Below are 15,182 nucleotides of genomic sequence, written 5' to 3' on the forward strand. Positions count from 1 at the left end.
CAAGTGAGAACAGCGTACCAGTACCGATTACGTCCAACCAAGCACCAAGCCACAGCACTAGACAGATGGCTATCAATGCTGTGCGCTCAGTACAACTATCTGTTGGCGGATAGGTTCAATTGGTATGAGCAGAATCGCTCTCCTGTCAATGCTTGCCCCCTTGTTTGCTATCTACCAGAACTAAGAAACAACCCAGACTATTACAGCCAAAAGAAAACCTTACCGCATCTTAAGAAGACACATCCTTGGTACAGCGAGATTCATTCTCAAGTCCTTCAAGATGTAGTTAAGCGAGTCAAGGTAACATTTGACAGATTTCTTTTGGGTGATAGCAATGGCAAAAGAAGTGGTAGACCTCGGTTTAAGGCTCGTAACCGTTATCGCACCTTTACCTATCCTCAAATGAAGGATGGGTGTTGGCGAGGCAATCTAATTAACTTACCGAAACTTGGAAAAATCAAGGTTGTCCTGCATCGTCCTATCCCTGACGGGTTTAAAATCAAAACGGCTTCTGTTACTAAGAAAGCTGATGGTTACTACTTGACGCTTTCCTTGGAAGATAAAACAGTTCCAGAGATTAAGCCTGACTTTAACCCAGATAAAATCGCTGGGATTGATATGGGACTGAAGGAATTCTTCACAACCTCTGCAGGTGTTGTTGTCAATATTCCTCAGCATTACCGTAAAGCCCAGAAACGTTTGCGTGTTCTCCAAAAACGGGTATCACGCCGCAAAAAAGGGAGTAACGGTAGACTTAAAGCTGTTAAACAACTAGGAAGACAGCACAAGAAAGTTGCCGATAAGAGAAAAGATTTCCACTTCAAAACAGCGAATTGGCTGTTGTCAAAATATGACGTAGTAGCTCATGAAGATTTAAACGTCAAAGGTCTAGCTCGTACCCAACTGGCTAAATCTGTGCTAGATGCTGGGTGGTCAAGCTTTCTGTCGATACTGACAAATAAAGCCGAAAACGCTGGTTTATTGGTAATTGCAGTAAGCGCCCATAATACTACACAAGATTGCTCCAATTGTGGCGAGAAAGTCCCGAAAAAGCTGTTTATGCGTTGGCACAACTGCCCTTATTGTGGGTGCAGCCTTGACCGTGACCACAATGCAGCTATTAATGTCAGAAATAGAGCGGAGGGGCATCCCGTTCTTAAAGCGCAACGCCTCCTAAGCAATAGCCGGATTGGTTGCGAAGCCTACACCATACCTGTACTCAGGTTGGTGTAGGAGATGTCACTCATCTTTCTCAACGGCTTACCCATCATCACCATTGAACTCAAAAACCCTTGGACAAACCAAACCGTTTATAAAGCCAAAACCCAATATCAAGACCGTGACCCCAACGAACCCCTCTTTCAATTTGGTCGCTGTTTGGTTCACTTCGCCCTCGACACCGATGAAGCCTGGATGACCACCCGCCTCGCCGGAAAAAACACCTACTTCCTTCCCTTCAACAAAGGACATAACCACGGCAAAGGCAACCCCGTCAACCCCAACGGACATAAAACCGCTTACCTTTGGCAAGACATCCTCACCCGCCCCAGCCTCGCCAACATCCTCGAACACTTCGTCCTCCTCGAAGGCAAACCCAAAGACCCCCTCACCAAAAAAACCCTCATTTTCCCCCGCTACCATCAACGGGACGTAGTACAAGGACTCCTAGCCGATGCCCAACAAAACGGCACAGGGAAAACCTACCTAATTCAACATTCCGCCGGGTCTGGTAAATCCAACTCAATCACCTGGCTGGCTTTCCAACTCATCCAACTTTACCCCCAACAAAGTACAGACCCCCTATTTAACTCCGTTATTGTCGTGACTGACCGCCAAAACCTGGATAAACAACTGCGGGACAACATCCGCGACTTCTCCGAAATCAAAAATATCATCGCCCACGCCAAACACTCCAGCGACCTGAAAACCGCCCTAGAAGAGGGCAAAAAAATCATCATCACCACCATTCAGAAATTCCGCTTCATTGTTGAAGAAATCGAGAACTTAGGAGATAACCGCTTTGCCGTCATCATTGACGAAGCCCACTCCAGCCAAAGTGGACGTTCCGCCGACACCCTCAACCTAACCATTAATAAAGACGACGAGGAAGAAGAAGACAACCAAGATAAAATCCTCCAGGTGATGAAAGGGCGTAAACTCAGCAAAAACGCCTCCTACTTTGCCTTTACCGCCACCCCCAAACCCGCCACCCTAGAAAAATTTGGCAGACCCACCCCCGATGGTGGCTTTGCCCCCTTCCACCTCTACTCCATGAAACAGGCAATCGAAGAAGGCTTCATCCTGGATGTCCTCGCCAACTACACCACCTACAAAAGCTACTACGAGATTCAAAAATCCATCCAAGCCAATCCCCTCTTTGACACCGCCACCGCCCAGAAAAAACTCAAAGCCTACGTTGAGGGACACAAAGACACCATCGCCAGCAAAGCCGAAATCATCGTCACCCACTTTCTAGAAAACGTCGTCAACCCCAAGAAAATGAAAGGCAAAGCCAAAGGGATGGTGGTTACCCGTAGCATTAGCGCCGCTATCCGCTACTATTTCCAGATTCAGCAACGACTGAGACAGCATAACGCCACCTTCCAAGCCATTGTCGCATTCTCTGGCAAAAAGACTGTCGATGGTATCGAATACAGCGAAGACAGCCTGAATGGGTTTCCCAGTAAAGACATCGAAGACAACTTCAAAGACGACAAATATCGCCTCCTCATCGTCGCCAACAAATTCCTCACCGGATTTGACGAACCCCTTTTGCACACCATGTATGTCGATAAAAAACTCCAATCCGTCCGCGCCGTACAAACCCTCTCCCGCCTAAATCGCTGTAATAATAAACTCGGTAAAACCGACACCTTTATCCTCGACTTCTATAACACCACCGACGATATCAGAACCGCCTTTGCCCCCTTCTACACCGCCACCAGTCTCAGCGAAGCCACCGACGTTAATGTTCTCCATGACCTCAAAGAAGCCCTAGACGATGTAGGCGTCTACGAAACTTCTGAAATCGAGGACTTTAACCACCACTTTTTCAACGGTGCAGACGCCGAACAACTCAGCCCAATTATTGATACAGCCGCCCAACGGTTTAACCATGACCTAGACTTAGAAGACGCCGACAAAATCGACTTTAAAATTAAAGCAAAACAGTTTGTCAAAATTTACGCCCAACTCGCCTGTCTAATTCCCTTCAATAACCTCCACTGGGAAAAACTGCATTGGTTTCTCAAATTCCTCATCCCTAAACTACATGTGCGGAATCCCCAACACGACCAACTTGACGAACTCCTGAATAGCGTAGACCTAACCACCTACGGTATCGAACGAGTTACTCTGAATCAAGCCATACCCCTAGACGCAGATAGCCGCGAAATTAACCCCCAAAATCCCAATCCGAGAGGCTACCACGAAGACGAAAAACACCATGACCCCCTCGATGAAATTATCGCCACCTTTAACCAACGCTTCTTTGGACAATGGAATGCCACCCCAGAGGAACAAAAAATCAAGCTAGTCAAACTCGCCCGCCATGTCGCCACCAATCCCAACTATCAAACCCAAGTTGTGAATAATCCTGATACCCAAAATAGCCGTTTAGCTATCTCAAAACTGATCAAACAAGCCATCAACCAAGAACGCCGTAACGAACTAACCCTATACAGAAATTATGCCTCTGATGCTGATTTCCAACGCGCTTTAGAAACCAGTATTATCCGTATCCTCGAAGCCGACAGAAACAACCCAGCTAAATAATGGTAGGAAAGGCACGGCAATGCCGTACCCCTACGGTTTCTTTGTGAATCTTGGATTGTTGTCCAACCCTTGATTGTTAAATTGTGTATTCCCTGTTGCCTGTTACCTGTTGCCTTTGAGAAATCTAGGTATCCCCATCTGAATGCAGCAACAGCTTATACAGCAAGCCCTCATAAACCCGGATTTAGCCCTTGAGGGCAAAAATTCTGGGAGCTTAAGCGATTTTCCGATAATGCCGATATAATTTTCTAGGTTAGGAACGCTGCATTTTTGAATGAACTTAGATTGGATTACCCCAGCAAAGCGCCTGAGTGCTTTACCCCCTTATGTGTTTGCTCGTTTGGATGAACTCAAAGCCCGTGCCCGTGAGCAAGGGTTAGATTTAATTGATTTAGGCATGGGGAATCCTGACGGTTCAGCACCTGCACCCGTGATTGAAGCCGCTATCACCGCCCTGAATCATCCAATTAACCACGGCTATCCCCCCTTTGAAGGAACGGCAGATTTTCGCCACGCCATTACCAGTTGGTATCACCGTCGCTATGAAGTTACTCTCGATCCTGATAGCGAAGCCCTACCCCTGTTGGGTTCTAAGGAAGGATTGACTCACCTTGCCCTAGCTTATGTCAATCCAGGGGATTTGGTATTAGTGCCAAGTCCGGCTTATCCAGCTCATTTCCGAGGTCCTTTGATTGCTGGGGCTGAAATTCACAGCATGATCCTTAAGCCGGAAAATGATTGGTTGATTGATTTAGCCGCTATTCCTGAGGATGTGGCGCAACGGGCAAAGATTCTCTACTTTAACTATCCGAATAATCCAACAACAGCGACGGCTCCCCGTGAGTTTTTTGAGGAAATTGTGGCTTTTGCCCGTCGTTACTCAATTCTGTTGGTGCATGATTTATGTTACGCCGAACTAGCATTTGATGGCTATCAACCCACGAGTTTATTAGAAATTCCGGGCGCGAAGGAGATTGGCGTAGAATTTCATACTTTATCAAAAACTTATAATATGGCAGGTTGGCGGGTTGGATTTGTTGTCGGAAATCGCCATATTATTCAAGGATTGCGGACGTTAAAAACAAATTTAGATTATGGGATTTTTGCCGTATTACAAACCGCCGCAGAAACGGCATTAGACTTACCTGATAGTTATGTGCATCAGGTGCAAGAACGTTACTGTCGTCGCCGAGATTTTTTGATTCAAGGGTTAGCGGAATTGGGATGGAAGATTCCTAAATCAAAGGCGACAATGTATTTATGGGTGCCTTGTCCACCGGGTCAAAATTCAACGGATTTCGCCCTGGATATTCTCCAGCAAACAGGTGTGGTGGTGACGCCCGGAAATGCCTTTGGTGTGGGCGGTGAAGGCTATGTGCGGGTAAGTTTGATTGCGGAGTGCGATCGCTTGGCTGAGGTGTTGCGGCGTCTGAAGCAAGCCGGGATTCGCTATCAAGCCGAAGCTGTAGCCTCTGGATCACAGAAAGATGGATGACATGAGCGAGGAGTAGAAGTGCGGGGAGATGGGAGGTAAGGGATTAGGAGAGCAAATGACAAATGACAAATGACAAATGACATAATCCAATCAGGTGATATCAATCCATCCTGTTGATGGATGCTGCCAATTGTTCTGCCCTGACAGAATAAAGATAGGACATTCGTCAGGGGGAGGATTGCTACTACATGAAATTAACCCGCTTTCTCATCGCCACAACATTGGTATTTGCGATTGGGCTATGGCAACAACCGGAAAAAGCTGTAGCCGATCAAAAATCTTTAAATTCTGAGCAATTTTCCCAATTTATCCGCGCTTTAACCACTTATCCTGACTTTTTTCAAGAGGGACGAGAACAGTTTGAACGAGAAATTCAGCGGCTCTATCAACGACAAAATGCTGAACATGAAATGCTGCTGAAAATTAATATAGATCTAGAGGCAGAACGAGAAAGCCTTCAGCAAATCCAGCCCAGCAATTTTCCTAGTCCTTCTCAAAATAATCATATCTAGGGGCTGCTGAATAAGTGATGAGGTGAGGGGGAGATGGGGGAGATGGGGGAGATGGGGGAGATGGGGGAGATGAGGGAGCAATGATATAGCAGTAGACACATCTATTAGGACAAACGAACTGTGTTAGAGACGCGCCGTGGCGCGTCTCTACATAAATGATGTGTCCTCCCTAGCCTTCCCCTTGTCAAGGGGAGGGAACTGGAATGAATGACCGAAAAATTTTGGTTTCTAACTCGAAGGTTTTTTGGCGCGATAAAAGGGTTTTTTGACGATAACGGCGGGATAAGTCTTACCGCGAATTTCTACCTCTAACTGTTGACCCCTCTTGGCGAGGGATGTGGGACAATAGGCAAGCGCGATCGCTCTTCCTAGTGTTGGTGAATAGGTACCACTCGTTATCTCTCCCACGACTTGTCCCTCAGATAGTACCGAGTAACCGTGACGGGCTATATGTCGCCCCTGCATTTCAATCCCCACTAACCGACGTTCCACACCATTGGCTTTTTGGGCTTCTAGTACAGAACGCCCGATAAAATCGCCTTTACGGTCTAAATGTACCAGCCAACTTAAACCAGCTTCTAGGGGAGTCGTCGTATCATCAATATCTTGTCCATAAAGTGCCAACCCTGCTTCTAGTCGCAACGTATCTCTTGCTCCCAAACCACAGGGAGTCACTCCAGCCTGGAACAGACGACGCCACAGTTGTACCCCAACCTCCGGTTTAACCATCACCTCAAACCCATCTTCGCCAGTGTACCCTGTCCTGGCGATAAATCCGGGTTGATCTAGAATCGTTGCATTGAGATGTCCAAAGGATTTCAGTGAAGTTAAGTCTTCCTGGACAAACGGCTGTAAGTAAGTCTCAGCTTGAGATCCTTGTAGGGCTATCAAGATGTTTTCCTGGGAAAGGTCTAGTAATTTTACCTCGGTGTTCTCCAGTTGTGCTAACAACCACTCTTTATCCTTCTGACAGGTTGCCGCATTAACAATCATCATCGCCTGCGATTCGCCCGTTTCATCCTCCCCTTTGTGGTAAACAATCACATCATCAATGATGCCCCCTTGAGGATTCAACAATACCGTGTATTGAGCTTGACCCGGTTGTAATCGACTCAAATCTGATGGGACTAATCGCTGTAACGCTTGCCATAGCTGCTTCCCGGTAAAAGCAAATTTTCCCATGTGGGAGATATCGAACATTCCCGCATCGGTGCGTACTGCTTCGTGTTCTTGTCCAATACTGCTGTATTGGACTGGCATTTCCCAACCCGAAAAGCCAGTGAAGCGGGCATTTTGTTCAACGGCGAGGTCAAACAGAGGAGTTCTTGCAAGAGAAGGTTTTGGCTTAGCCACAGATAGTCTTGAGTCACAATGTCTTTCATATTCTACCGAGTTGTCTGACATTAACCGCTGATCTGGTAAATTGCGATCGCGCCAAGGTATCGATAAGTAGTCGGACTTTCATTAAAATTGACGGTTAAGATTGGCGAACAGTAAGAATTTGATATCCGTACCCAAATTGGCAAGCCTGTGCTAGCTTAATCATTGAGAATGTGTTCGGTTTCAGTGTTTGTGTTTAGTACAGATTGGCTTTTTTCCTTTCGACTTGACAGACTTGTCTCCGATACCCTCATCTTTATACAACTTTGAGCTTGGAGACAATCATGTCAATTTACGTAGGCAACCTATCCTACGACGTTACTGCAGAAGACCTGAGTGCTGTCTTTGCAGACTATGGTGCTGTCAAGCGGGTGCAATTACCCACTGATCGTGAAACCGGACGTCCTCGGGGTTTTGGTTTCGTAGAGATGGAAACAGACGATGAAGAAACAGCCGCTATTGAGGCACTCGATGGGGCTGAATGGATGGGGCGCAATATGAAGGTGAATAAAGCCAGACCTCGCGAAAACAGAGGCGGTAACCGCAAAAACGGTAACTTTTCGCGTCATTAATAATTCTAATTCACTCAATTATAGCAACCGCCATGGCTGTTAGGACACATCATTTATGTAGAGACGCGCCATGGCGCGTCTCTACATGATGCCGAACGTCCTAATCGATGTGTCTATTGCTATAGAATTAGAAAAGAGCCGGGAAATAAATTTCCGGCTCAAAACTAAATTTATTCATATCAGCATTGTAGGATCGCCGAAACTTAATAGACCGTAGGGTGGGCATTGCCCACCGGGAGCATGTCAGTGAATCGCGGCGGCTGGTGGCAGGACGAGTTTGGGTGCTCTCTTGACGCTAGAACCATTAGAAGGCTTTTCCCCTTGACTTTGAGTCTCCTGAAGTAAAACTTCCCGAATTAATCGTGCCATCACCCGTTGGGCTAAACCGCCAGCAATTTTTTGTCCCATTTGCTGAGTTTCTGGCTTCATCAAAAATTGAGGAACAAGGGGGGCAAGTTGGAAGGGATCGAAACCGGGCGTATCTTGCAGAATTTGCCAAATTCGTTTGATATGCTCTGCACTTTGCGGTAGTTCTACGACTTTGCTAGTGGATTCTGTTTTTTGCTGTAATCCCACTCGTTGGCGCAGAGACTCAGTTACATTATCAAAGGTTTGACGTCCAAACATATCGACGGCTTTGACAATTTCCTCGATCAATTGGTCTCGAATCAAAACTCCACGTTCTGAGAATAAAAATTCTAACGTTTGATTTAAAACCTTATTCAAATCGTAATCTTGAGAATTGGCGGCATTCCGCAATAAATTTTCCAGACGATTCCAGCGGAAATTACCGTCTTTGACGAGTAAGTCTTTTAGAGAAGCGCGTAATTGTGGGGAAGAATCTGTTAACAAACGTTTCGCCACATAAGGATAAGCTTTACTGAGAACCTTGAAATTCGGATCAACATTAATCGCAATCCCTTCCAATGTGACCAAGGAACGAATAATTAGGGCATAGTAGGCGGGAACTCGAAATGGATATTCATACATCACTTCCGAGAGTTGGTCAGTGATACTTTTGAAATTGAGTTCGGCAACACTAGCGCCTAAGGCATTGTTAAAAACATTAGCAAGCGCTGGAATAATTGGGGTTAAATCCGTATCTTCCGACAGAAACTCTAAGTTTACATAGTCATGAGCTAAACCTGCGAAGTCCCGATTGACTAAATGAACAACCGCCTCAATCAACCCATAACGCTGATAGGGTTTGACTTCGCTCATCATCCCAAAATCCAGATAAGCCAGCTTGCCTTCCGGCGTGGCTAGTAAATTTCCGGGATGGGGATCAGCATGGAAAAATCCATGCTCCAATAGTTGACGTAGTGAACATTGCACGCCAACTTCAATTAAATACTTGGCGTCAATTTCTTGAGCTTTAATTGCTTCCAGATTAGTCAGTTTAGTACCACTGACCCACTCCATTGTCAAGACACGCCGTCCTGTATATTGCCAGTAAATTTTGGGTACATATATATCCTGAAGGTGACCGTAAAGGTTGGCAAAGCGTTCAGCATTACACCCTTCTTGGGTATAATCCATCTCTTCAAAGATGCGGGTGCCAAACTCATCCATAATGGCAACCAAGTCACTCCGCACCTGCTTAACATTGTTTTGTACCCACTGAGCGAGGCGGCGTAATATATAAACGTCCAAGGCAATGCGCCGTGCTAAACCTGGTCGCTGCACTTTGACGGCGACGGTTTCCCCTGTTTTAAGTTTCCCTTTGTAAACTTGTCCTAGGGAGGCGGCGGCTACAGGCGATGAGGTCAGTTCGGCATAAATTTCTTCGGGGCGATCGCCTAGTTCTTCTTCGATGAATCGAAAAGCGACTTCATTGGGGAAGGGAGGGAGTTGATCTTGTAGCAACGCCAACTCTTCTAAGTAGAGGGGTGGTACTAAGTCAGGTCGCGTCGAAAGTGCTTGCCCGACCTTAATATACGCTGGTCCGAGTTGGGTTAAGAGTTCCCGCAACTGAATCGCTCGCCGCCGTTCTTTGATCTGTCGGCGACCTCGTATCCGATCCCACCATAGCCCTAAGGCAAAGGCAGCCGTGGGTAAAGTAATCCTGAGTAGCCGTCCTAAGACTTGTAGCGGTGCGCGTCCATATTGAGCTTCAATCGCTACTGGATCATAGCGCAGCGTTTCGGTTCGGTTTTCCGAACACTCCTGTGGTAGCGCTGATCCCGGGGACGGCGTCTGTTCATACTCAACCACAATTGGCTCAGGGGGTAAGGATTCCACTGAGGGATTGAGTTCGGCGATTGAATCTGGCTGGGGAGAGGCAGGAGAAATTGTTTTAAGATTCATATTTATTCAGGATTCACCAACAGGAGCGGCTCTGTAAAGAATTGTAACAAAAAAATGATTGAGATACCACGCCATTCAGTTTATCCTGATCAGGACTCATGATTAAGGAACAAGGTTGGCTCGATCGGCACGGTAGTATCCACTTATAACTTATGACTTATTTCGTCTTTTAACCGCTTTCTCTAACTATTGGATGAAAATGTTATGTTGCTATCGTTACGGATTCAAAATTTTGCCTTAATTGACCAACTGGAATTGGAATTTGCGGCGGGTCTGAATGTTTTGACGGGCGAAACGGGTGCTGGCAAGTCAATCATTCTGGATGCCATTGATGTCGCGTTGGGAGGAAAAGTCACCCATCGCTTGATTCGCACCGGGGAAAAACGGGCGCTGGTTGAGGCGACGTTTCGCATCGATGGGACGTTGATGGCTTGGTTGAGTGAACAGGAAATTGATTTACTTGATGAAGCGGATTTGGTCTGTAGTCGAGAGATTACGGCTAAACAGAACTCCCTGCGATCGCGATCGCGAATTAATGGGATTTTGGTGAATCGCCGCTTGATGGAACAATTACGCGATCGCTTGGTGGAAATTACCGCCCAAGGTCAAACAGTACAGCTTTTTGCCTCAACTCGCCAGCGGCGACTGCTTGACTTTTTCGGCGGTTTCCCGATCAAACAACACCTTGATCAAGTGACTACGGCTTATCTGGCATCTCAGGACGCTTGGCAAGCCCTGCAAAAACGGCGTCAGTCGGAACAGCAGCGTCTACAACGTCTCGATTGGCTAGAGTATCAAACTCAGGAACTGAGCGCCGCTGATCTTGCTGATCCGGATGAACTTACCGAACTCGAACAAGAGAGTCAACGGTTAACTCATGTCGTAGAACTTCAACAGCACAGTTATCAGGTCTATCAGTCACTTTACCAAAATGACAGCGGTGCATTTGCCTGCGCCGATTTATTAGGGGAAGCCGAAACCACGTTGAGTGATATGGCGCAATACGACAGCCAATTACAACCCATCCTAGAATTGGTCAGTGGGGCTTTAGCGCAGGTGGTAGAAGCTTCTCACCAAATTAATGCGTATGGGGATGGACTCGAAACTGATCCCGAACGTTTAGAAGAGGTGGAAGAACGCATCCGCGCCCTGAAACAAATTTGCCGGAAATATGGACCCACGTTAGCCGATGCGATCGCTCATTACGAAAAACTGACCTCAGAATTGGCTGAACTCCGGGGTAATGGTCAATCCTTGGATGAGTTGGAAAAAAGTTATCGTCAATGTCAGGAAATCTTAACAGAATATTGTAATCAGCTCACCCAGTTACGTCGAGTCGCAGCCGAGGAACTGGAACAGCGTCTGGTGGAGCAACTGAAGCCTCTAGCCATGGAAAAGGTACAATTTCAGGTCGCGATCACACCCATCACGCCGACAGTGACTGGTGCGGATCAAGTCACGTTTTATTTATCTCCCAACCCAGGGGAACCTCTACAACCGTTAGCAGCAACGGCATCGGGGGGGGAAATGAGCCGTTTTTTACTGGCATTGAAAGCCTGTTTGTCCAATAGTGGTGACCAAGGCGTGACCTTAATTTTTGATGAAATTGACGCTGGGGTATCGGGGCGGGTAGCCAGTGCGATCGCGGAACGACTTCATCACCTGAGCCAGCAGAATCAAGTTTTGTGTGTGACTCACCAACCCATCATCGCCGCCATGGCAGATCGACATTTCCGCGTCGATAAACAGGTGATCGATCAAACCCTCTTACCCGAAACTAAGCAGACAAACACGCTCGTTGATCAGGGAATTTCTGAGATTGACCTGCGTACCGTTATTCGCGTCAGTCGCCTCGATCATCATTCTCACCGCCAGGAAGAAATTGCCCAGCTAGCGGGTGGACAATCGGGTCAAGAAGCCATGACGTTTGCTGATTCGCTGTTGACCCAAGCCCGTCATTGGCGTCAGAATTAATGGAGATGGTCATTCGTCAGGGAACAGGGAACAGGGAACAGGGAATAGGGAACAGGGAACAGGCAATAGGCAATAGGCAATAGGCAATAAGCTGTTCGGCATTTAAACCTTAATACTTAATATCAATAATGGCGCAATCCTTGTAGTGCGTTAAGCGAAGCCATGCCGCAGGCTTTGCATCTTGCTCGCTACTAATACCCAATTTAAATGCATGACAGCTTAGGCAATAGAAATTTAGTCCCCCAGCTTCCCCAGCTTCCCCAGCTCCCCCATCTCCCCCAGCTTCCCCAGCTTCCCCAGCTCCCCCAGCTTCCCCAGCTCCCTCATCTTGCCAATAAAATAAACCTGAGTGGTAAAACTTTAACTGATAGAGTAATCTTATTCGTATGCCAGGAATGTTCTCTGACCCTAACGAGAAATATGACAGCTGCATTTTCACCCAGGTCTGCGGATCACAATGGAGATACCGTTGATATAACACCAATCTATACTGACGACCAAAGAGCGCATGAACATCAACCTGCCTCTGCTGGTGCCCTAGCGGCCACTAATGGAACATTTACGGCGTTTCTTGCGCCCCTGACTCAAGACAGCTTCAAAGAAGTTGTTACGGGGGTGGAAAAGAAGCTCGAAGTTGTTCATCAAACCCTGTCCATGCTCCTCGACAGCCAAGGGTTTGAGACAATTCTTCAGGAGATGCTCAATGCCATCACTTTGAAGACAGCAGAGCTGTTGGGTGCAGACCGGACAACGATATTTTTACTGGATGAAAATAAAAATGAATTATTTTCGATCGTCGCCGAGGGTGAGAATGGAAAAACCATAGAACTTCGGATTCCGGCTGATCAGGGAATTGCTGGGGAAGTGGCAACGTTGAAAAAAGTTGTCAATAATCCCTACGATTTCTTCGATGATCGGCGATCAGAAGGGTCTAAAAAACTCTATAAGACAACCGGATACCGGACGTATACGATGCTGACGCTGCCCTTACTCAATGAGAAGGGAGACTTGGTGGCTGTGGTTCAGCTACTGAATAAGCTAAAGCCGGATCATGAGCCTGAGGATGATTTACCCTTAGAAGAAAAAATTGATAAACAAGGGTTTAGCGAAACCGATCAGAAACTTTTTGAAGAATTTGCCCCCTCCATCCGCCTGATTCTGGAATCGTCCAAGTCATTTTACCTGGCAACCCAGCAACAGCGAGCGGCTAATGCTCTGATGAAAGCGACTGAATCCCTGAGTAAGAGCAGTTTGGACTTGGAAGAAACGCTCAAGCGGGTGATGGAGGAAGCTAAGGAGCTGATGAATGCCGATCGCTCGACTTTGTGGTTGATTGATCACGAACGCAATGATTTGTGGACGAAGATTACTCAGTCTGGCGGCTCGATGAAAGAACTGCGGGTTCCCATCGGAGCTGGTTTTGCGGGTCGAGTCGGGCTGACGGGTGAAATTCTGAATATCCCATTTGACCTGTACAATCATCCCGATTCCGAGAAAGCCAGAGAAACCGATCGCAATACGGGATATCGCACCTGTAGCTTGCTGTGTATGCCAGTCTATAACGCCGATGGCGAGTTAATTGGCGTCACTCAATTAGTGAATAAGAAAAAGAAGGGAGAGTTTCCTCCTTACCAGCCCAATCCAGATAAAGAGGAACAAGACGCACCCGAATGCTGGAAGGCGAGTTTCGATCAAAGCGATGTCGCTTTTATGGAAGCCTTTAATATCCAAGCGGGTGTGGCGCTGCAAAATGCAAAGCTGTTTGCCACGGTTAAACAGCAGGAGCAAATGCAGAGGGATATCCTGCGGAGTCTGACCAATGGTGTAATTTCTACAGACAAAGCCGGTAAAGTTATCGCGGCGAATGAAAGTGCCAAGCAACTGTTGGGCTTTAGTAAGGGAGATACTATCGAAGGGCGATCAGTTTCCGAATTGATCAAAATTAAAGAGAAAGAGGGTAGCCTTGCCAGCTTTGCTCAATTACTACAGAATGGCTTAGATGCCAAAAGCGAGAAAGACCGCAATCAGTACTACCCCGATCAGACGTTGCTAACGCCGAGCAATGAAGAGCATAGCGTGCATTTGTCGATTAACTCCATTGCGGATACTAGCGATCTGACCAATGTGTATGGGGCGTTGGTGGTGATGGACGACATCAGTGATGAGAAGCGCCTCAAGAGTACAATGTATCGGTACATGACTCAGGAGTTGGCAGAAGAACTGCTGAAACTGGGTGATGCCAAAATGGGAGGCGATCGCAAAGAAGTTTCGGTGCTGTTTTCTGATATTCGTAGCTACACCACTTTGACCGAAAAACTCCAAGCGGAAGAAGTGGTGGGAATGCTGAATGAGTATTTTGAATCGATGGTCGAGGCGATTTTCAAGCAGAAAGGTACTCTCGATAAATATATCGGCGATGCAATTATGGCGGTATTTGGTTCGCCCTTACCCCTACCCGATCACGCCTGGAGAGCGGTACAAACGGCTGTGGACATGCGCCACCGATTGGCAGATTTTAATGCTAATCGTCTGTCACAGAAAAAAGAAGAAATCCGAATTGGGATTGGGATTAACTCGGACAGTGTGATTAGCGGCAATATTGGTTCGAGTAAGCGGATGGAGTTCACCGCCATTGGCGATGGTGTCAACTTAGGCTCCCGCCTAGAAGGTGCCAGTAAGCAATATGGCTGTGACATTATTATTAGCGAATATACCTTTGCTCCCTGCCAGGATAGGATTTGGTATCGGGAACTCGATTGCATTCGCGTCAAAGGCAAGAATAAGCCTGTCAGAATTTACGAACTGGTGGGACTGCGTTCTGATCCCCTTTCTGCCGAAAAAGAGGAAATTATTGAACATTACCACAAAGGACGGGAGCATTATCTCAACCGGAAGTTTACCCGGGCGATGGGTGAATTTGGCATTATCATGGAAGAATTTGACAAAAATGATAAAGCCTCTGCATTACACCTGAAGCGGTGTCAACATTTTCTCCAAGAACCACCACCGGATGACTGGGATGGGGCTTACACGATGACTGAAAAGTAATTCAAGCAACTAGCACCCCAAGAATGAGAACTCTTTTGAGTAGGATGGGCATTGCTCACCCTACTTATTTATCGCTAATCAGAGAATTATTTTTCAACCCACATTGAGTCATAATAGAGA

General features: G+C 46.9%; 11 protein-coding genes. 8 read left to right on the top strand and 3 right to left on the bottom strand.

What is annotated here, in order from left to right; genetic code table 11:
* The first annotated feature begins 3 nt into the window (after window positions 1-3).
* The 4 genes from MC7420_RS04970 to MC7420_RS04985 all read left to right on the top strand — a co-directional run bounded on the left by MC7420_RS04970 (window position 4) and on the right by MC7420_RS04985 (window position 5,781).
* Window positions 4-1,233 (top strand): RNA-guided endonuclease InsQ/TnpB family protein, encoded by a 1,230-nt coding sequence (locus tag MC7420_RS04970; RefSeq protein WP_044205146.1) that lies wholly within the window; start codon window positions 4-6, stop codon window positions 1,231-1,233.
* A gap of 3 nt (window positions 1,234-1,236) precedes the next feature.
* Window positions 1,237-3,774 carry a type I restriction endonuclease subunit R gene (locus MC7420_RS04975; protein WP_006098985.1) on the top strand — a complete coding sequence of 846 codons (2,538 nt, stop codon included), beginning with the start codon at window positions 1,237-1,239 and terminating at the stop codon, window positions 3,772-3,774.
* 274 nt (window positions 3,775-4,048) lie between these two features.
* Window positions 4,049-5,269 (top strand): aspartate aminotransferase, encoded by a 1,221-nt coding sequence (locus MC7420_RS04980; protein ID WP_006099023.1) that lies wholly within the window; start codon window positions 4,049-4,051, stop codon window positions 5,267-5,269.
* Between the two features lie 188 nt (window positions 5,270-5,457).
* Complete coding sequence (locus MC7420_RS04985; RefSeq protein ID WP_006099031.1) at window positions 5,458-5,781, top strand: hypothetical protein; 324 nt, start codon at window positions 5,458-5,460, stop codon at window positions 5,779-5,781.
* Window positions 5,782-6,009: 228 nt separating this feature from the next.
* On the opposite strand, the gene gcvT is transcribed toward MC7420_RS04985, so the two are convergent.
* Window positions 6,010-7,134 (bottom strand): glycine cleavage system aminomethyltransferase GcvT, encoded by a 1,125-nt coding sequence (gene gcvT / locus MC7420_RS04990; protein ID WP_006098917.1) that lies wholly within the window; start codon window positions 7,132-7,134, stop codon window positions 6,010-6,012.
* Window positions 7,135-7,445: 311 nt separating this feature from the next.
* Here gcvT and MC7420_RS04995 point away from each other — a divergent pair, with 311 nt between their 5' ends.
* Window positions 7,446-7,733 carry an RNA recognition motif domain-containing protein gene (locus tag MC7420_RS04995; protein WP_006098780.1) on the top strand — a complete coding sequence of 96 codons (288 nt, stop codon included), beginning with the start codon at window positions 7,446-7,448 and terminating at the stop codon, window positions 7,731-7,733.
* A gap of 70 nt (window positions 7,734-7,803) precedes the next feature.
* Window positions 7,804-7,950, top strand: a complete 147-nt coding sequence (locus MC7420_RS39205; protein WP_157453042.1) for a hypothetical protein — start codon at window positions 7,804-7,806, stop codon at window positions 7,948-7,950.
* 26 nt (window positions 7,951-7,976) lie between these two features.
* Here MC7420_RS39205 and MC7420_RS05000 read toward each other — a convergent pair whose 3' ends face one another.
* Complete coding sequence (locus MC7420_RS05000; RefSeq protein ID WP_006098785.1) at window positions 7,977-10,040, bottom strand: ABC1 kinase family protein; 2,064 nt, start codon at window positions 10,038-10,040, stop codon at window positions 7,977-7,979.
* Between the two features lie 204 nt (window positions 10,041-10,244).
* Here MC7420_RS05000 and recN point away from each other — a divergent pair, with 204 nt between their 5' ends.
* Complete coding sequence (gene recN / locus MC7420_RS05005; protein WP_006098813.1) at window positions 10,245-12,014, top strand: DNA repair protein RecN; 1,770 nt, start codon at window positions 10,245-10,247, stop codon at window positions 12,012-12,014.
* A gap of 109 nt (window positions 12,015-12,123) precedes the next feature.
* On the opposite strand, the gene MC7420_RS41150 is transcribed toward recN, so the two are convergent.
* Window positions 12,124-12,447: a hypothetical protein gene (locus tag MC7420_RS41150; protein ID WP_198016375.1), complete on the bottom strand. Its 324-nt coding sequence runs from the start codon at window positions 12,445-12,447 to the stop codon at window positions 12,124-12,126.
* Here MC7420_RS41150 and MC7420_RS05010 point away from each other — a divergent pair.
* Window positions 12,435-15,062, top strand: coding sequence for a GAF domain-containing protein (locus MC7420_RS05010; RefSeq protein WP_083798917.1), 2,628 nt, complete (start codon window positions 12,435-12,437; stop codon window positions 15,060-15,062). The genes MC7420_RS41150 and MC7420_RS05010 overlap by 13 nt on opposite strands.
* Window positions 15,063-15,182 lie beyond the last annotated feature (120 nt).

This window comes from Coleofasciculus chthonoplastes PCC 7420 (assembly GCF_000155555.1).
Classification (GTDB): Bacteria; Cyanobacteriota; Cyanobacteriia; order Cyanobacteriales; family Coleofasciculaceae; genus Coleofasciculus; species Coleofasciculus chthonoplastes_A.